General features: G+C 70.3%; 16 protein-coding genes. 10 read left to right on the plus strand and 6 right to left on the minus strand.

Annotated features, from left to right (window positions below; all coding sequences use genetic code 11):
* Nucleotides 1-18: 18 nt before the first annotated feature.
* From OG828_RS12635 to OG828_RS12645, 3 genes are all read right to left on the minus strand, one after another.
* A complete protein-coding gene (locus tag OG828_RS12635; RefSeq protein WP_328354445.1) occupies nucleotides 19-1,197 on the minus strand; it encodes a damage-control phosphatase ARMT1 family protein in 1,179 nt (392 codons plus the stop codon).
* Between the two features lie 219 nt (nucleotides 1,198-1,416).
* A complete protein-coding gene (locus OG828_RS12640; RefSeq protein WP_328354448.1) occupies nucleotides 1,417-2,064 on the minus strand; it encodes a ScbR family autoregulator-binding transcription factor in 648 nt (215 codons plus the stop codon).
* 319 nt (nucleotides 2,065-2,383) lie between these two features.
* Nucleotides 2,384-4,192, minus strand: coding sequence for a S8 family peptidase (locus tag OG828_RS12645; protein WP_328501185.1), 1,809 nt, complete (start codon nucleotides 4,190-4,192; stop codon nucleotides 2,384-2,386).
* A gap of 390 nt (nucleotides 4,193-4,582) precedes the next feature.
* On the opposite strand from OG828_RS12645, the gene OG828_RS12650 reads away from it, so the two are divergent.
* The gene (locus OG828_RS12650; protein ID WP_328501186.1) at nucleotides 4,583-5,530 is read left to right on the plus strand and encodes a lytic polysaccharide monooxygenase; all 948 of its coding nucleotides are present in this window, start codon (nucleotides 4,583-4,585) and stop codon (nucleotides 5,528-5,530) included.
* 18 nt (nucleotides 5,531-5,548) lie between these two features.
* On the opposite strand, the gene OG828_RS12655 is transcribed toward OG828_RS12650, so the two are convergent.
* Nucleotides 5,549-6,202 (minus strand): Tat pathway signal sequence domain protein, encoded by a 654-nt coding sequence (locus tag OG828_RS12655; RefSeq protein ID WP_328501187.1) that lies wholly within the window; start codon nucleotides 6,200-6,202, stop codon nucleotides 5,549-5,551.
* A gap of 546 nt (nucleotides 6,203-6,748) precedes the next feature.
* Between OG828_RS12655 and OG828_RS12660 the strand changes: the two genes are divergently transcribed.
* The 8 genes from OG828_RS12660 to OG828_RS12695 all read left to right on the plus strand — a co-directional run bounded on the left by OG828_RS12660 (nucleotide 6,749) and on the right by OG828_RS12695 (nucleotide 13,881).
* Entirely contained in the window at nucleotides 6,749-7,429 is a 681-nt protein-coding gene (locus tag OG828_RS12660) for a DUF6230 family protein (RefSeq protein WP_328354460.1), read from the plus strand.
* Nucleotides 7,429-7,821, plus strand: coding sequence for a DUF6114 domain-containing protein (locus tag OG828_RS12665; RefSeq protein ID WP_328371796.1), 393 nt, complete (start codon nucleotides 7,429-7,431; stop codon nucleotides 7,819-7,821). The genes OG828_RS12660 and OG828_RS12665 overlap by 1 nt, the downstream gene beginning before the upstream one ends.
* Before the next feature lie 38 nt (nucleotides 7,822-7,859).
* On the plus strand, nucleotides 7,860-8,663 hold the full coding sequence (locus OG828_RS12670; protein ID WP_328354463.1) for an SAM-dependent methyltransferase: 804 nt from the start codon (nucleotides 7,860-7,862) through the stop codon (nucleotides 8,661-8,663).
* Between the two features lie 227 nt (nucleotides 8,664-8,890).
* Nucleotides 8,891-9,895, plus strand: a complete 1,005-nt coding sequence (locus tag OG828_RS12675) for a substrate-binding domain-containing protein (protein WP_328501188.1) — start codon at nucleotides 8,891-8,893, stop codon at nucleotides 9,893-9,895.
* A gap of 127 nt (nucleotides 9,896-10,022) precedes the next feature.
* On the plus strand, nucleotides 10,023-12,485 hold the full coding sequence (locus tag OG828_RS12680; protein ID WP_328501189.1) for a sensor histidine kinase: 2,463 nt from the start codon (nucleotides 10,023-10,025) through the stop codon (nucleotides 12,483-12,485).
* 11 nt (nucleotides 12,486-12,496) lie between these two features.
* The gene (locus tag OG828_RS12685) at nucleotides 12,497-12,916 is read left to right on the plus strand and encodes a roadblock/LC7 domain-containing protein (RefSeq protein ID WP_210579565.1); all 420 of its coding nucleotides are present in this window, start codon (nucleotides 12,497-12,499) and stop codon (nucleotides 12,914-12,916) included.
* The gene (locus tag OG828_RS12690) at nucleotides 12,897-13,277 is read left to right on the plus strand and encodes a DUF742 domain-containing protein (protein WP_443060124.1); all 381 of its coding nucleotides are present in this window, start codon (nucleotides 12,897-12,899) and stop codon (nucleotides 13,275-13,277) included. Before OG828_RS12685 ends, OG828_RS12690 begins: the two co-directional genes overlap by 20 nt.
* A complete protein-coding gene (locus tag OG828_RS12695; RefSeq protein ID WP_328354476.1) occupies nucleotides 13,264-13,881 on the plus strand; it encodes a GTP-binding protein in 618 nt (205 codons plus the stop codon). Before OG828_RS12690 ends, OG828_RS12695 begins: the two co-directional genes overlap by 14 nt.
* Here the strand turns inward: OG828_RS12695 and OG828_RS12700 are convergent.
* On the minus strand, nucleotides 13,862-15,385 hold the full coding sequence (locus OG828_RS12700) for a M81 family metallopeptidase (protein WP_328501190.1): 1,524 nt from the start codon (nucleotides 15,383-15,385) through the stop codon (nucleotides 13,862-13,864). The two genes, OG828_RS12695 and OG828_RS12700, sit on opposite strands and share 20 nt — an antisense overlap.
* Nucleotides 15,386-15,432: 47 nt before the next feature.
* Nucleotides 15,433-16,629: an ROK family transcriptional regulator gene (locus OG828_RS12705; protein WP_328354482.1), complete on the minus strand. Its 1,197-nt coding sequence runs from the start codon at nucleotides 16,627-16,629 to the stop codon at nucleotides 15,433-15,435.
* Between the two features lie 184 nt (nucleotides 16,630-16,813).
* On the opposite strand from OG828_RS12705, the gene OG828_RS12710 reads away from it, so the two are divergent.
* The gene (locus OG828_RS12710) at nucleotides 16,814-18,556 is read left to right on the plus strand and encodes a peptide ABC transporter substrate-binding protein (RefSeq protein ID WP_328501191.1); all 1,743 of its coding nucleotides are present in this window, start codon (nucleotides 16,814-16,816) and stop codon (nucleotides 18,554-18,556) included.
* The last annotated feature ends 4 nt before the right edge of the window (nucleotides 18,557-18,560 follow it).

Raw genomic sequence — 18,560 nt, forward strand, 5'->3', positions numbered from 1 at the left:
CACAGTAGTCGCATGCCCTCAGGTGCGGACTTGGATCAGGGCATGCGTGCCGCCGGTTCGCCAGCGCTGTCCCTCCGCGGCGACCAGTGCGGCCTCCGTGGCGGTGTCGAGGCCGGTGATCACATCGGACTTCAGGGTGCGCAGCGCGGCGACCGGACCCGGGAAGTACGCGGTGACCTCGTCGAACGGCGTGGTCGGCGGCCACATCCGGTCGCCCACCAGGCGGCGGTAGTTGAGGTCGCCCTTGACCACGGTCAGCGTGGCCGAGGCGAACTCCGCCCGCAGGTCGTCGGGCATGTCGGCGTACGGCAGCGGGGCGCAGGAGAAGGGGTGGGCCCGTACCGTCAGGCGGCCGTCGGTCATCGCCGCCCACAGCTCACGCCCGTGCCCGGCGGCCACGCCCGGTACGGAGGTGATCCGGCGCAGCGCGTCGAGGACGTCGGCGGTGGTGGCGTCGGAAACGTAGTACGGGTACGGCTTGATGTGCAGCACCGCCCGCCCGATGTGCCCGTGCGCGAGGAGGTGGGCGATGAGGAGCAGGTCGGGGATGAGTTCGCGGCCCGCGTTGTCGGCGACGAGGCAGAGCGTGCCGGTGCCGGAGGGGGGCAGCAGCGACCAGAGGGTGTCGCTGTCGTCGGCGACCAGGGCGGGCGTGGCGGCGGGTGTTCCCGCGCCCTTGGCGGAGAGGCGGAAGCCGAGGTCCGCGCGGTTGCCCCACAGGGAGCCGTGCAGCAGGGCACGCGCCTGCTCGTCGGCCGGTTTCGCCTCCAGGTCGTCGAGCGCGGCGAGTTCCTCGTCCGTCTCCGGGGCGTCGAGTTCGGCGAGCTTGGAGGGGCGGAAGGGGTCGATGCCCTGCCAGGCGCCGGGGCCGAAGTAGCCGACCGCGTCGAGGAGCCGGCGGTAGAAGTAGCTCTCTGACCACAGCCAGGGGATGTCGAACCAGGACCGGCCGGTGTGGTCGGCCGCGCCCCAGCCCTGCCAGCGCTCCCGGTCGGGGGCGTCGGCCGGGAGCGGTTCGGCCACGCCCTTGGTGCAGCTGTCGAGGAGCGCGTCGAGTGCGCGCTGCTGCTCGGGGTCGTACGGGAAGGCCTCCCGGATCTGCCGCACGATCGCGGGATGCCGCTCGGCGAGGACGCTGTGCGGGAACGAGCCGGGTTCGTTGCCGAGGATGACGGGGGCGGGCGGGGCGATGGGCATGCGCGTCACGGTATCGCCCCAGCTCCGGTGGAAGGGTGCGCGGTTGGAAGGGGGCGCGATATGCCGTCGGTCGGCTGCGGGCCGGTGGGGGCTGGTCGCGCAGTTCCCCGCGCCCCTTTGGGGCGCGATATGCCGTCGGTTTTCTGCGGCGCCATCATGGCTGGTCGCGCCCACGCGGCGGAGCCGCATATCGATACAGCCCCCGCCCCTTCGGGGCGCTCAGCCGGCCGTGATCTCCCGCTCCAGTCGGGTGGCCAGGCTCAGGTAGCGGGCGCGGCGGGGGACGGGGACCAGGCCGCGGATCAGGACGTGCCACATTTCGGCCACGCGGCGGGGCTGCCGGGCGAGTGGGTCGAGGGAGCGTCCCACGACCCGGGTGCCGACGAAGAAGGAGACCAGGGCGTGGGCGACGGCTTCGATATCGATGTCCTGGTGGACGTCGGATTCCCTGACCGCGCCGCCGAGCTTGCGCGAGGAGAACTCCAGCCACTCGGTGAAGGGGTGCCGCAGCGGCGGCCGTACGGCGACCCCCGCGGTGGCGAGCCGGAGTCCGGCCCGGTGTATCGGACCGTCCACGGACAGGCGGGCGATGCCGAACGTGGTGCGGATCAGCGCTTCGAGGGACGTGCAGCCCCGGCTGTCCATGTCCTCCACCAGTTTTCGAGCCGCCGTGGACTGCATCTCCAGAATGGCGTGGGCCAGGTCCTCCTTGGCCGCGAAATGGAAATACAGGGCGCCCTTGGTGACGCGGGCGTGCTCGACGATGTCGCTCAGACTGGTCGACTCGTAACCCTGGTGGTCGAACAGATCGGCGGCCGCGGTGATGATGGTCGCGCGGGTCTGTTCGGCGCGTAACTGCCTCGCCATCGTGGGGACTCCTGAACAAAAAAGACGGCTCGCGCCGTTTGTTTCTGACTCCCCGTATAAGATAACTCACCGTACAGCGTGATCGACAAGCCGAAGTCGTCCCGCCGACTTTCACTCCATTCCCGCGACTAGCGCGTTCACACCCTTCGCATCGTGTGGCGCCCGTGAAGGGTTGGCCGAAAAACAGGGTGGACGGTATCGAACGACGGGCACAAAACGACGGGCCGACCGGTGCCCATCCGCACCGGTCGGCCCGTCCGCTTGTGGCCGTCCGTCAGTTCATGACCGTCAGTTCATGGCCCTCCGCTCGGCCGTCCGCTCAGAAGGTCAGCTTCCAGCTGTTGAGCCTGCCCGTGTCCTGCGCCGCCGTGTCCTGGACGCGCAGCTTCCAGGTGCCGTTCGCGGTCTCGGTGGACGCGTTCACCGTGTAGGTGGTGTTGACGTTGTCCGCCGAGTCCGACGAACTGGCCGCCTTCAGGCGGTAGGTCGAACCGTCCGGCGCGACCAGGTCGATGACCAGGTCACCGCGGTAGGTGTGGGTGATGTCCACGCCGACCTGGAGGGCCGAGGGGGCGTTGCCGGTGCGGCCGCTGACCGCGATGGAGGACTCGACGGCCGCGCCGTTGTCCGGGACGGAGACGGCCGTGCCGCTGGTGAAGGTGGTGCCCCCCGTGGAGCCGCCGGAGCCGCTCACCGCCTGCACCGTCTTGGCCGCGTCCGCCAGACCCGCGCCGCAGCCGCCCGAGCAAGCCCCGGGCAGGGCACGGGCGTTGGTCTTGATGGCCGACTCGACCTGGGCCGGGGTCAGCGCGGAGTTGGCCGACTCCATCAGCGCGGCGAGGCCCGCGATGTGCGGGGCGGCCATGCTGGTGCCCTGGTAGTAGTCGTAGTTCTCGGTCGACGGGGTCTTCGCACCGGAGTTCAGCGTGGACAGGATGCCGTTCGCGGTACCGGTGCTGGTCTGGCCGCCGGGCGCCGAGATGTCCACGAGGGAGCCGAAGTTGGAGTAGGACGCCTTGGCGCCGGTGCGGTTGGTCGCGGCGACCGAGATGACGTTGTTGCAGTTGCCCGGGTTGTGGTTGGCGACGTTGTCGCTCTCGTTGCCCGCGGCCACGACGACCGTCGTACCCCGGTTCACGGCCCCGTTGATCGCGCTCTGGGTGGCCGAGGAGCAGGCGCCGCTGCCGCCGAGGCTCATGTTGATGACCTTGGCGACGTTGGCGTTCGCCGGGACACCGGAGACCGTACCGCCGGACGCCCAGGTGATGGCGTCGATGATGTCGGAGTCGTAGCCACCGCACTTGCCGAGGACGCGCACCGGGGAGATCTTCGCGCCGTACGCGATGCCCGCGACGCCCTTGCTGTTGTTGGTGGCCGCGGCGATGGTGCCCGCGACGTGCGTGCCGTGCCAGGAGGAGTCGCTGGCCGGGATGCCGGAGCCGCACTCGTTCGCGTTGTACCAGTCGCCCGGGTCGGCCGGGTTGCTGTCACGGCCGTTGCCGTCGACGGAGACGGCGGTGTCGGAGATGAAGTCGTAACCGCTTACGACGTTCGCCGCGAGGTCGGAGTGCGTGACGTAACCGGTGTCGATGACGGCGACGGTGACTCCGGTGCCGGTGGTGGTCGACCAGGCACCCGGCACGTTCATGCCCGCGGTGGCCTCGAACAGGTCCCACTGCTTGGCGTACTCGGTGTCGTTCGGGTCGGCCTTGGCGGTGTTGAGGCGGTCCGGTACGACATAGGCGACCTGCGGGTCGGCCTCGTACTCGGCGACGACGTCGGCGACATCGGTCCTCGAGAGGTTCTCACCGAGCTCGACCAGGGCGGCACCGGTGCCGAGGCGGCGCTGGAAGTCCAGGTCTTCGCCGGCCTCCTTGCCCTTGGCCACGGCGTCGGCGTCCGCGGCCCGGTTCGACTTGGCCTCGGTGGCACCGGACTTGTAGCCGACGATGAGTCGCTCGGCGACGGCGCCGGGGGCGGCTTCGGTCTGTGCGGCCGGGACAGCGGCGGCTTCCCGGGCGCCCGTTTCCTGGGCGACGGCGGTCGAGGCGGTGGCGGCGGTGACGAGTGCGGCGGAGACCGCCGCGACGGATATCAGCTTCCGTCTGAGCGAGGGGGAGGTACGCAAGGGCTTTGCCTTTCGTTGCCGGACTCCGGGCAGCGCGGAGCGGCGGTCGATTCGCTTCGTCCTCGAAGCGGCGGGGGGTGAGCCGAAAAGCGGTCGGGAGGAAACCCGAAGTGCGTTGCGTGGCCGGCCGGGCGCGGACGCCGACCCGTCGAGGGGTTACCTGTGGGTCAGCTGAGGTCGAACGATAGGCAAAGGAATCACCATCCGGATACAGGGGAAACCCTCGATCCGGCCGGAAACCCACCCTAGACAGCGGGCAGTTGACCGGTTACGGCACCTTTCACCCCGGACGTCACGCGATGAACGCGCCGCACGCGCTGTCCGTACTGCACACAACAGACCACTCGCAACACGAGACCGTTCGCATGCCCGGCCGAGGAGACGTTCCGGATGTCCCGGATGACCGCATACCGCAGAGCCCTGGGGGCCGTAGCCGTGGCCCCGTTCCTTCTTCCTCTCTGGGCGGCGGGACCGGCACAGGCGCACGGTGCGCCCACGGATCCGGTGAGCCGGGTGTACGCCTGCTCCCCCGAGGGCGGCGACGCGGCCGGTTCGGCGGCCTGCGAGGCGGCCGTCGGCGCGAACGGCGCTCCCTTCACCGCCTGGGACAACCTGCGGATCGCGAACGTGAACGGCCGGGACCGGCAGACCGTCCCCGACGGGCAGCTGTGCAGCGGCGGCCTGCCCGCGTACCGGGGGCTCGACCTGGCCCGCTCCGACTGGCCGTCGACGAACCTGAAGCCGGGCGCCGCGCTGACGATGCGGTACGTCTCGACGATCCCGCACACCGGCACGTTCCGGCTCTATCTGACGAAGCAGGGCTACGACCCGTCGAAGCCGCTCACCTGGTCCGACCTGCCGTCGCAACCGTTCGCCGAGGTGACGGACCCGGCCCTGACGGACGGCGCGTACCGGATCACCGGGACGCTGCCGTCCGACCGGACGGGGCGGCATGTGCTGTACACGATCTGGCAGAACACCAGTACCGCGGACACGTACTACTCGTGCTCGGACGTGGTGTTCCCGGCGTCCGGGCGGGGCGGGAGCGCGGCGACGCCGAAAGCGCCGGGTTCGGCGTCGCCTGCCGACAAGTCGGCATCGCCTGCCGAGAAGAGCCCTGCCAAGAAGAGCAAGGCCCCGTCGCCGACGCCCACCCGGAGCAGCGCACCGCCGAGCCCGACGGCCCCCGCCACCCCGCAGACCCCGGACAGCACCCCGCTCGCCTCCACCCCCGACGCCGACTCGGGCCCCTCGGCCCCGATGGTGGCGGGCGGCGCCGCGACGGTGTTGGTGCTCATCGGCGGCGCCGCCCTGGCCCTGCGTCTGCGTCGGCGCTGAACGCCGGGCGTACGAGGGTCAGTTGACGTAGACGAGCGCGCCCGCGTCGGTCACGGGGGCGTACTTGGCGGTGAAGTAGCCGTTGGCGAAGCAGAGCGATGAGCCGGACACCTTGGTGAACTGCTGGGCGGTGAAAGCGATGCTGTTGTCGGTGTTGTCCGCCCTGCCGGTCAGGCTGGGGGCCTGGTAGACGCAGGTGATGCTGCCCAGAAGGGTGCGCAGCACGACCGTGGTCTGGATCGCGGAGCCACTCGCCGGGGTCACGGTGAGGCTGCCGTCGGAGGACACGGACGTCGTGTAGGGCAGGTTGTCGACGGAGATGCTGGTGACGCCGAGCACGCCGACGACATTGGTGGTGCAGCTGCCGCTGTTGAAGGTGTGGCCCGTGACCGACTCCGTGGCGGTGCCGGGCGCGGTGGGGTTGTCGGTGACGGTCGCGGTGAACTGCGACTCCGCGCAGGAGATACCACTGGTGCCGGTCGCGCTGGAGTAGAGGGTGGCCTTGGTGCCACTGGCCAGCGGTGCGGTGAGGACATCTCCGACGGCGACGGGCGTGCCGGCGAGGCCGCCGGTGGTGAGGACCGGGGTGTCGGCCGCGGCGGCGGGGACGGCGGCCGGGAGGGTGAGGGCTGCGACGGCGGTGGCCAGGGTGAGCAGGGTTCGCGTACGCATGGGGGTGCCTCGATTCTGAGGTGAAGGGGTGAAGGTGGGGGGTGGTGGGGCGCGCGTGAGTGCCTGTCGTTGCCGGTCCGTGACGCCTTCTCCGTACGTGACGGACCGGCAACGACAGCCGGCCTGTGAGCGGCCGGGGAGGGGGGCGGGAAAGGCCCGCCGGGGAGGACAAGAGGTCCGGGAGAACGCGGGCAGTGCCGCGGGGCGGATCCGGCGCCACGGATCCGGGGAGAGCAGTGCAAGTTGTAAACCTGAGGGTTGTTCAACGTCAAGGGTTCTCAAGGGAGTTGGGACACGAACCGCGGTCTTCGTGGAAGCCGGGAAGCCCTTGGCGCACAGGTGGCACACAATCGGCACGCTTTTTACACAACTCTCTTGACCCTCAAATGTAACCCCCGGTAACTTCCTCGGCGGCTACTGCCGCGTAACGAGAAAGCCCTTGCGACCGCCGGGAGTTGTGAGGAGGCGTGCGCGGCAGCCGCTGTCCGCGCCAGGACGCCGTGCCGTGCACGATCCGACCGCATTCACCAGTCCTCTGGAGCCGCCATGACCCCGCCCTCGGACGTCTCGTCGTCCGCCGACCACACCCCCGAGAACCCCGAAAGCGGTTCCACCACCACCACCGCCGAGCCGCACAGACGCGGCCGGGTCCGGCTGCGCCGGGCCGCGGTGATGGCGGTACCCGCCACGCTGGTCACCGCCGCGCTCGCGGTGCTCACCGCCGAAGGGGCGCTGGGCGTGCAGTTCGCGATCTCCGGCATGCCCTTCACCGTCACGGCGACCGAGCTCAACGGCACCGGTTTCGAGCAGTTCGGCGGCCTCGACAACATGGCGCCGGGCAGCCCGAACGCGGGCGACACCGGCGGACAGGTCCTGGTCGTCACGTCCGCGATCAAGGACGCGACGCTCACCAGCCTGTGTCAGAGCGTCGATCTCGGCGGTACGAACCTGCTGATCAAGGCGGGCAGTGGTGCGGAGAAGGTGCATGCGCGCGACCTGACCACCGACTCGACCGAGCTGTCCGGTGACGCCGCCTTCAAGAACATCGAGATCGGCAACGACGCGAGTACGTTGACCAAGGCGGGGGTGAAGGGGCCGATCGGGGTGTTCAGCCAGCAGGCCGACACCGTGCGCATCAAGAATCTGCGGCAGACCAACTACGCCACCACCGCAGGGGTGTTCAAGCTTCCCGGCCTGAAGCTCAGCTTCAGCAGCCAGGGTTGCTGATGTCGGGGTGGCGGGCCGGTCGGCCGTTCTGGGGCGGGTTGCTGCTTGTGCTGGGCGGGGTGTGGGTCCTGCTCACGATGAAGGCGTCGCTGGAGGTCATGCTGCATGTGGGGATGCAGGGGGTGGCCGGGTATCTGCTGCCTGCGCTGATGGTGCTGCTGGGGTTGCTGGTGCTGTTCAATCCGGCGCAGCGGTTGTTCTATTCGATCACCGGGGTGCTGGTGTCGCTGGGGACCTGGATGACGTCGAACCTGGGTGGCTTCTTTGTGGGGCTGCTGTTGGGTGTGGTGGGGAGTTGTCTTGTGTTCGGGTGGCTGCCGGATCAGGAGCCGCGGCAGGTTTGGCGGGTGCGGGTCGGTGGGGGCTGGTCGCGCAGTTCCCCGCGCCCCTAAGGTTGGCTGCCGTCAACTTGCCTATAAATGGGGGTCACTTGACCACCGAACGCATCGACACCGAGCACGCTCACTCCGCTCGGATCTACGACTACATCATCGGCGGGAACGACCACTATCCGGCCGACCGGGAAGCCGGTGATGCCATGGTCCGGGAGTGGCCTGCGTTGCCTGTTCATATGCGGGCCAACCGGGACTTCATGAACCGGGCGGTGCGGTATCTGGCTCAGGAGGCGGGGATACGGCAGTTCCTGGACATCGGGACGGGCATACCGACCTCGCCGAACATCCATGAGATCGCCCAGGCGGCGGCTCCCGGGGCGCGGGTGGTGTACGTCGACAACGATCCGCTCGTGCTCGCGCTGTCGGAGGGGATGGTGTCGGGTACGGCGGAGGGCAGGGTGTCGTACATCGAGGCGGACATGCGGGAACCGGCGGCCGTGCTCGACGCCCCGGCGTTCCGGGACACGCTCGATCTCGGTGAGCCGGTCGCGCTGACGGTGATCGCGATCGTGCACTTCCTGCTGGACGAGGACGACGCCGTGGGGATCGTACGGCGGCTGCTGGAACCGCTTCCCGCGGGCAGTTTTCTCGCGATGTCCATCGGTACGGCCGAGTTCGCGCCGGAGGAGGTCGGGCGGGTGGCGCGGGAGTACGCGGCTCGCGGTATGCCGATGCGGCTGCGGACGCACGCCGAGGCCGAGGAGTTCTTCGCGGGGCTCGAGCTCGTCGAGCCGGGCATCGTCCAGGTCCACAAGTGGCGCCCGGACGGCACGGGCACCGAGGTGGTCCGGGACGAGGACATCGCGATGTACGGGGCGGTGGCGCGCAAGGCGAGCTGACGGTTTGCCGGCACAACCGGCACGTCGGCGCCGCGCGCTTCCGGCCAGCGCACATCACGATGTGGGAGCGACAACTCACTCCACGTGGTGGCGCACTTGACGACCGGTGGCCGTACGCGATGTGATCCGCCCCAGCGAGAGTCACCCGTTCGGCGCACGCCTCGTGCGCCCGGCAAACGCTCTCCCTGATCCTCCGGCTCGGCCGCACAGCGAGGTGCACGCACCCCATGAAGACTCCGCCTCCTTCCTCCCGTTCCTCACGTCCGCCTCGTGCCGCCGCCGTCCTGGCCGCCGCCTGTCTGCTGCTGGCCGGCTGCTCCGGGGGCGATGACGCCGGCAGCCGGGCGGACACGGCAGCGGCGGGCGGGACGGGGATGAAGGTCGCTCTGATCACCCACGGCGCGGAGGGCGACGTCTTCTGGGAGCGGGTGCGGAAGGGGGCCGAGGCGGCGGCCGCCAAGGACGACGTCGACCTCACCTACGTCAGCGACCCCGACCCGGCGGGCCAGGCCGAGCTGATGCGGAACGCGGTCCGGGACAAGGTCGACGGCATCGCGGTGACCCTGGCCAAGCCCGGGGCGATGACGGGTGCGGTCGGCGAGGCCAAGAAGGCGGGCATCCCCGTGGTCGGACTCAACTCCGGTATCGACGCCTGGCAGTCGGCGGGGCTCCTGGAGTACTTCGGCCAGGACGAGAGCGTCGCGGGCCGGGCCGTCGGCGACAAGCTGGACGACCTCAAGGCCAAGCACGCCCTGTGTGTCATCCACGAACGCGGCAACGTCGCCCTGGAGGCGCGCTGCGCCGGGGTGAAGAAGACGTTCGGCGGCGCGACGCAGAACCTCTATGTGGAGGGCACCGACATGACCGCGACCTCCGCCGCCGTCACGGCCGCGCTCCGCCAGGACCGGAGCATCGACGAAGTGGTCACCAATGGCGCGCGGTTCGCGCTCGCCGCGGTCGGCTCGGTGAAGGAGGCGGGCAGCGCCGCGAAGGTGGCGACGTTCGACCTCGACAACGACCTGGTCAAGGCCGTGGAGAGCGGTTCCGTGCAGTTCGCGGTGGACCAGCAGCCGTATCTGCAGGGGTATCTCGCCGTGGACTCCCTGTGGCTGTACCGGACGAACGGCAACATCAGCGGCGGCGGTGTGGCCCCGGTGCTCACCGGTCCGGCGATCGTCTCCCGGGCGAACGTCGGCGCGGTGGCCGGCTTCGCCGCCAGGGGCACGCGCTGACCGACAGTTCCTGCGCCGGTGTCGTCAAAGATTCGCCCCTTACGACCCGTGCGGTCACTTGTGCGGATAGCATCCTGCGCACCCCTGCCCACTCCCCCGCCGCCCCACTGATCGCCCTAGGACGACGATGTCTCCACGGACACGTTCCCGGCGCCGTATCGGCTCCATACGTCTCTCCCTGATCCTCCTGGCCCTGGTGCCCAGCGTCATCCTCACCGCGATGTGGGGTGTGACGACGACGCAGATGTTCACGGAGGGGCTGCGGCTGCGCGGGCAGACCGAGTTGAGCCGGTCGACCGGCGCCATGGGCACCGAGGCGACCCTCGCCCTGCAGACGGAGCGCCGGTTGTCGGCGGCGTGGCTGGCCGCACCGAACGGCTCCCGGGACGCCCTGGACGCGCAGCGGCTCAAGACGGACGAGGCGGTCGCCAAACTGGTGGGCCAGAACGACGAGATCGAGCGCGCCCCCGCCCGTATCTCGGACCGCCTGACCTCCGTCGTCGGGTCGTTGAGCAGCCTCGAGTACTACCGCGGGCAGGTCGACGAGCCCACCGACATCACCGCACAGCAGGCGCTGGACCAGTACAGCGCGATCATCGACGAGCAGATCCACGCCTTCCAGGCGCTGTCCCAGGTCGACGACGGCGACCTCACCGCCCAGGCGGGCCCGCTCGTCGCGGTGGAGCACGCGGCGGAGCTGGCCTCGCAGGAGGATGCCCGGCTCACCCTGGCCTGGCCGTCCGGGTACCTGGACGAGGAGACCTGGTCCCGGTTCGCGGAGTCGGTCAACACGCGCCGCTGGCTGGTCGAGGACCAGATCGTCCCCCAGATGAGCGGCGACACGAAGACGCAGACCGAGCGGATCCTGCAGAGCCGGGAGTGGCAGACGCTGGAGTCCCTCGAGGACCGGGTGCTGGCGGCCCGGGCGGACAGCGCGGGTGCCCGCAGGATCCCCCTGCCCGATGTGCGCGAACAGTGGGAGACCGCGTTCGCGAAACTCGCCGACGAGTACGGGCTGCTGATCAAGCGGCAGACGGCCGGACTGCTCGACCGGAGCGCCGACACGTCCGACAACCTGCTGATCACGGCCGGTTCACTCAGCGCCGGCGGACTGCTCGCCCTGCTGGTGTGCGTGTGGATGTCCTGGCGGATCACCCGCTCCCTGTCCCGGCGGCTGCGCGGTCTGCGCGTGGCCACGCTCGGCCTGGCCCAGGAGCGGCTGCCCGATGTGGTCGCCCGGCTGAACCGGGGCGAGAAGATCGACGTGGAGCAGGCGACCCCGCCGCTGGACTACGGCCACGACGAACTCGGCCAGGTGGCCACGGCGTTCAACACCGCGCAGCGCACGGCCGTGCACACCGCGGTCGAACTCGCCGACACCCGGCGCGGCTTCCAGAAGGTGATCCTGGGCATCGCCCGGCAGAGCCAGAACCTGGTCAATCTGCAGCTGACCAAGCTCGACGCGCTGGAGCGCGCGCACCAGGACCCCGAGATCCTGAAGGGCCTGTACGAACTGGACTCCACGGCCAGCCAGTTGCGCCGCTACGAGGAGAACCTCGTCATCATCAGCGGCGAGCGGCCCGGCCGCACCTGGACGCAGCCGGTCGCGCTGACCGACATCCTGCGCGGTGCGGTCGGCGAGGTCGCCGAGTACCAGCGGGTGGAGGTGCACACCGAGGAGGAGGTGGCGCTCGCGCCGCCCGCGGTGGCGGACGTGATCCATCTGCTGGCCGAGCTGATCGACAACGCGACCGTGTACTCCCCCGCGCCCAGCCCGGTCGGGGTGCGGGCCGCGCTGGTCGCCAAGGGCCTGGCCGTGGAGGTCGAGGACCGGGGCCTGGGGATGTCCGAGGAGGACTACGCCTCCCTCAACGCCCAGTTGGCCGAGCCCCCGCAGTTCGACGTGGTGGCACTCGCCGACGACCTCCGGCTCGGCATGTTCGTGATCTCCCGCCTCGCACACCGGCACGGCATCACCGTCACCCTGCGCTCCTCGCCGTACGGCGGGACCACGGCGATCGTGCTCATCCCGCACGAGGTGGTGGTGCGTGAGGTGCCGGGTTCGGATACGGATGCGGATGCGGATGCGGTTACGGAAGCGGACGCCGACACCGACACGGATGCAGGCACGGATACGGTCACGTCCGCGGACTCGGTGACGGCCGCGGACGACATCGAGCACGCCGAGGCCCCCGAGCCCGAGGAGCCCGTACGGGAGCCCCGTCCCGTCGTCGCGGCCCGCACCGCCTCGGCCCGTACCGCCTCCGCCTCCGCCTCCGCCCCTACCGTCTCCGCCCCGGCCGCGGACCGTCGGCCCGGCACCGGCGCCCCCAAGGACGGCCTCACCCCGCTGCCCCGCCGGGTGCCGCAGACCAGCCTCGCCGCCGAGCTGCGCGAGGAGGCTCCGGCCGCCGAAGAGAACGGTCACGCGGACGACTTCACCGCGGAGCGGGCCGCCGCCTCGCTCGCCGGCTTCCAGCGCGGCACGCTCCGGGCGCGTGACGACGGCGCCGACGAGGAGCCGACCGCGGCCGACACTCCCCAGTCTTCGACTCCGCTCGCCGAGACTCCGCCCGCCGACCGCTCATGAAGGACAACGCCATGACACGCCCCACCCCCGCCACGCACACCCAGCTCGACCAGCTGCTCACCGGACTCGTGGAGCGGGTCGCCGAGGTGAACCACGCCGTCGTGCTCTCCGAGGACGGGCTGGTCGTCAGCAAGTCCACCGGGTTTCTGCGCGACGACGCCGAACGACTGGCGGCGACGGCGTCGGGCCTGATGAGCCTCAGCAAGGGCGTCAGCATGGACTTCCGCGGCGGCCCGGTGCGCCAGGCGCTGATCGAGATGGCGCACAGCTATCTGATCCTCACCTCCGCGGGCCCGGGCGCCCATCTCGTCGTCCTCACCAGCCAGGGCGCGGACGTCGGTGTGGTGGCGTACCAGATGAACATGCTGGTGAAGAAGATCGGCGAGCACCTGAGCGCGGCGCCGCGGGCCAATGTCGGTCCTGGCGCGTGAGGTGGCCCAAGACGACTCGACGGGCCGTCTGGTACGACTCTTCGCGCTGACCGGCGGACGGACCCGGCCCAGCCGCGGCGACTTCACGCTGATCACGACGGTCACCGCGGTGGATCCGCCGCCGGCGCGCGCGCCCCGCCCGCAGCCGGAGCAGGCCCGGATCCTGCGCCGGTGCGGGGAGCCGATCGCCGTGGCGGAGCTGGCGGCCCATCTCGACCTTCCGGTGAGCGTCGTCGTCATCATGCTGTGCGATCTGCTGGAGGCGGGCCTGATCACCGCCCACCCGCCGCACCCCGTCTCCCCCCGCTCACCGGACCTGGACCTGCTGCAGAAAGTGAGGGACGGCCTTGGCCGGCTCTGAGCCCGCCGCCGCGGCGACAGCGCCACCCGACACGGTCAAGATCCTCATCGCCGGGGGCTTCGGCGTCGGCAAGACCACCATGGTCGGGTCCGTCAGCGAGATCGTCCCGCTGCGCACCGAGGAACCGCTGACCGTGGCGGGCCTGGGCGTCGACGACCTCGACGGCATCGAGGAGAAGCGGGCCACCACCGTGGCCCTGGACTTCGGCCGGATCACCATCAGCCGGGAGCTGGTGCTGTATCTGTTCGGTACGCCCGGCCAGCAGCGGTTCTGGTTCATGTGGAACGACCTCGCCATCGGCGCGCTGGGCGCGGTGGTCCTGATCGACGTCCGCCGTCCCGAGTCCAGCTTCGCCGCGATCGACTTCTTCGAGCGCCGCGGCATCCCCTTCGTCGTGGGAGTGAACGGCTTCTACGGCGAACACCCCTACCCGCCCGAGGACATCCGGGACGCCCTGGCCCTGCCGGAGCACGTCCGCGTGCTGCTGTGCGACGCGCGGGAGCGGGAGTCGTGCCGGGACGTACTGATCGCGCTGATCGACCAGTTGATCGCCGACGCGGTCGAGGCCGACGGGGACGGCGGTCTCACTCGTCGGGACCGGTGAGCGGCTGGTCGGAGGCGGCGACGATCCGGGCTGTGAGGTCAGGGTCGGGCATGTCCGCGTCGAAGGGGAACAGCGGGCGGCGTACGCGGTGGTGAACGAGTCGCGGGAGGTCCTGGTCGACGCCGCCCGGTGTGAGGGCCATCTTCCAGTCCGCCGACATCGCGAACAGTTCCGGTTCCAGATAGCCGATCTTGACGATGACCACGTCCGCGGCCCGGGGGTTCAGGTCCAGGTCGGTGAAGTCGTGTTCATGGTGGTACGGCTTGCGCAGCCGGGTGAGGATCACGTGCACGCTGCCCACACGCAGGACGACCTCCACCTCCGCGTCCCGGTCACCGTGCCGGATCGCATGGACCACGCCGGTGAGGGTGAGCGGGCCTGCGTGGCGGTCGTCGACCTCGGCGCCCGCGGTCACGGTGACCGTGGCGCCGACGCCCGCCTCGACCGCCGTGTCCACCGCCGCCGGGCCCGGCAGCGAGGCGTAGAGGACCGTCGGGCCGCCCGGGTCCTTGAACTCCGGGCGGGCCAGGACCCGTTCGAGCCCCCAGGTGACATCGCCGGCGCCGCCCGCCGTCGGATTGTCGCCGGTGTCGCTGATGAAGTACGGGCGTACGGCCGACGCCAGCGCCTCGTCGAGGCACTCGTCGAGCGTGCCGGTCGGCGCGACGAACGCGAACTCCCGTCGCGCCGCCCAGAATCCGCGGGCCAGCCGCTGAGCGCCCGCGGTCACCGCGGGCTCGGACGGTCCGGTGACGACGACCGCGGCCCGGTTGCGCGGCTCGTCCGCCCACGCGTAGCCGACCCAGATCGCCGCGTCCGTCACGCCCTCGGTCGCCTCGACCTCCGCCACCGCCGCGTACACGCTCTTCGCGGGTTCGATACGGGTCGAGGTCTGCTCTCCGGCGAGCAGCACCGGCACCGGGATCCACGCCTTGACCGGGCGGGGCGCACCGCTGCGCAGCAGGTCGACGAGGTTGCGGGCGGCGCGCTCCTTCGTCTCCATGGCGTCCTCGTGCGGGGCCATGCGGTAGCAGGTGATCAGGTCGGAGCGGTGGACCAGCTCGCGGGAGACGTTGCCGTGCAGGTCCATGGAGGTCGAGACGAGGACGTCGGAACCGATGACGTCACGGATGCGCGCCAGGAGCACGTCCTCGGCGTCGTCCAGTCCCTCGACCGTCATCGCGCCGTGGATGTCGTACCAGAGTCCGTCCACCGGCCCCAACTGCCGTAGCCGGTCGATGAGTTCACCGGACAGCTCCGCGAACGCGGCAGCCGTCACCGTGCCGCCCGGCAGCGCCTTGCCGACCAGGGCGCCACGCCAGTCGGCGGCGGAGCGCAAGGGCTCCCCCGGCGCCAGGAACGGGTAGCGCGTCAGGACGTCGGCGCCGCGCTGCGGGTGGAAGGCGGGGGCCTCGGTGCGGGCGGGTGAGAAGGTCGAGGACTCGATACCGAGTCCGGCGACGGCGATGACGGGACGCGAGGTGGGGGGACGGTGGTCGGTCATGCTTCGGTGCCTCCGGGATGTCGGGGTGGGCCCCAGCTGCTGTTGGGTCACGCGTGGCCGCCGGTGACCGCGTGCAGCGCATGGGCGAGCGCCCGCTGGAGTGCGAACTGGCCGGCGCCGACCAGGCCGGCGTCGGCGCCGAGGCTGGCGCGTTCGATGACCAGGTGCTCGGTCACCAGCGGATGGCAGCCCTCGTAGAGCTGACTGCGGACGGCGGCGACGAACGGTTCCAGCGTGGAGAGGATGCCGCCGAGGTACACCGCGTCGGGGTTGAAGAAGTTGACGTTGGCGGCGAGCACCATGCCGAGGTAGCGGCCCGCCTGCCGGACCGCGCGTGTCGCCTCGGGGTCGGCGTCGGTGGCGAGCCGTACGACGTCCTCGGTGGAGTCGACGTCGAGGCCCCGTTCGCGCAGGATGCGCACCAGCGCGGCGCCCGAGGCGACCGTCTCCAGGCAGCCGGTGTTGCCGCAGGAGCAGGGGATGTCGTGGGCGGCCTCGACCCGGACGTGGGTGATCTCGCCCGCGGCGCCGGATCCGCCCCGGTAGAGCCGGCCGTCGGCGATGACGCCCGCGCCGATCGCGGTGCCGGTCTTGACCATGATCGACTGGCGGCGTTCCGGGGGCTGGACGGTGTGCTCGCCGACGGCCATGCAGTTGGCGTCGTTCTCGATGGCGGCCGGGACGCCGAAGTGGTCCTCCAGCCAGGAACGGACGGGGAAGCGGTTCCAGCCGGGCATCCGGGACGGGAGCGTGACCACGCCGGAGACGACGTCGACCGGGCCGGGGAGGGAGAGGCCGACGCCGCGCAGCAGGTGCCGTCCGTGCCGGTCGGCGAGGGACTCGAGGGTCCCGGCCAGTCCGGGCAGCGCGGACTCGGGGCCGTCGGCCGTGGGAAAGGGCACGGTGGAGACGTCGGTGAGGCCGCCGCCGGGCAGGACGACGCCGACATGGGCGTGCCGGCCGCCGAGTTCGGCGGCGACCGCGAATCCGTCGCTGCCGCCGAGGCGCAGCACCTTCTGCGGGCGGCCGCCGTTCGAGGAGCGGGTGCCTTCCTCGGCGACCAGTCCGTGGGCGACGAGCTGGCCGACGGTGAGCGAGATCGTCGACGGGGCGGCGCCGAGCAGTCCGGCCAGCTCGGTGCGGGTGGACGCCTGCCCGGAGGCGAGCAGTTCGAGGACGCGTTCGGCGAGTGCGGAGACGCCGCCCGTGGCGGTCCGGCGGTGCGGCACGCTTTTTTCAGGCATGTAGTGGGTTACTTCCGTCCCGGGGGTGCGAGGCGACGAGCGTAAGGCTGCCGGACAGCCTCAGAGCTTTTTTCAGAACAGCAGAAACAGGCTTTTTACAGCAGCGCGTCTGTTTCTTCGCCACTGGCGGTCGTTGACTGGCTTCCGCCACCCAGCCTTCGCTTTTTTCACGCCGAGGAGAGCCATGTCCCCCGCTCGCACGAGGCTTGTCGCCGGTGCCGTCGTCTCCGCGAGCACGCTGCTGCTCGCGGGCTGCTCCGGGGCGAGCGACAGCCCGTCCGCGTCACGCGACGCCATCAACTACGCGCTGCCCGCGAACTTCACGCCGAACTGGATCCTGCCGATCGGCACGGCGGCGCATCTGAACACCAACAACCGTTCCATCGCGGACAGTCTGTGGGAGCGGCTCGTCGCCTACGACGGTTCCACCGGCAAGATCGCGTGGAACAAGAAGGCGTCCATCGCCACCGCCGCCGACTTCGCCGCCGACTCAAAGAGCGTCACCATCACGCTCGGCAACCGGCATTGGAGCGACGGCAAGCCCATCACCTCCCGCGATGTCCAGTTCTGGTTCGACCTCATCAAGGCGAACAAGGCGGAGTGGGCGGGCTACACGCCGGGCCAGGCGCCGGACGCCTGGACGTCCTTCAAGACCGTCGACGACCGCCGCTTCACGATCACGTTCGACCGGGCCTACAACCCCCAGTGGATGCTGGCCAACGAGCTGAGCGAGATCACGCCGCTGCCGCAGCACGCCTGGGACAAGGGCGGCGACGCCAAGCAGGTGTGGAAGAACCTCAACGACGCCGCGAAGAACATCTCCGGCTACGCGAGCGACCCGCTCTGGAAGGTCATCAGCGGCCCGTACGCGGTGAAGTCCTTCTCGACCGCCGGCAAGGTCGTCCTCACCGCGAACAAGAAGTACGACGGCGGCGAGAAGCCCGGCATCTCCACGGTCAACCTGCTGCCCTTCACCACCGCGGACGCCGAGAAGAACGCACTGCGCTCGGGCAGTGTCGACTACGGCTACATCGAGGCGACCGACCTCGACCAGAAGGAGAGCTTCACCGCGCAGGGCTACGAGGTGAAGCCGTGGTCGGGCTGGGCGATCACCTATATGCCGTACAACTTCAACAACCCGGCGATGGGCGCGGTGTTCAAGCAGCTGTACGCCCGGCAAGCCGTGCAGCACTCGATCGACCAGGCGAGTCTGGCGAAGGTCGTCCTCAACGGCACGGCGGTCGTCGGATACGGCCCCATTCCGCAGGGACAGGCCTCCGACTTCGTCGCGCCGGAGCAGAAGAACAACCCGTACCCGTTTTCCACGGACACGGCACGCAACCTCCTCACCGAGCACGGCTGGACCGAGCAGGGCGGTGTGATGACCTGCACCGAACCGGCGAAGTGCGGTGAAGGCGTCGCCGAGGGAACGAAGTTCGAGATGCAGGTGCTGTCGCAGTCCGGCTCGACGGTGACGGACAACATGATGAGCGCGATCCAGTCCTCGCTCGCGAAGACCGGCATCAAGTTCTCGATCAAGACCGCGCCGGTCAACTCGGTGCTGTCGCAGACCCCGCAGTGCACGTCCGACCAGCCGATCTGCAAGTGGCAGCTGTCCTTCTTCGGTACGGCGGGCAGCTGGTACTTCAACGCCTTCCCGACCGGCGACTCGCTCTTCCAGTCCAAGGGCGGCTCGAACTTCGGCAACTACTCCAACCCCGAGGTCGACAAGCTCATCTCCGCCTCGACGACGTCGAGTTCGAACCAGGCGATCCAGGACTACAGCGCGGCCCTGGCCAAGGACCTGCCGGTGATCTGGCTGCCGGAGCCGGTCTACCAGGTCTCGGTCGTCAAGAACGGTCTCGGCGGGTTCTCCCAGGACTCGCTCGCCAACTTCCACCCGGCGCAGTGGAAGTGGACCAGCTGACGCC

The organism is Streptomyces sp. NBC_00457 (assembly GCF_036014015.1).
GTDB lineage: Bacteria > Actinomycetota > Actinomycetes > Streptomycetales > Streptomycetaceae > Streptomyces.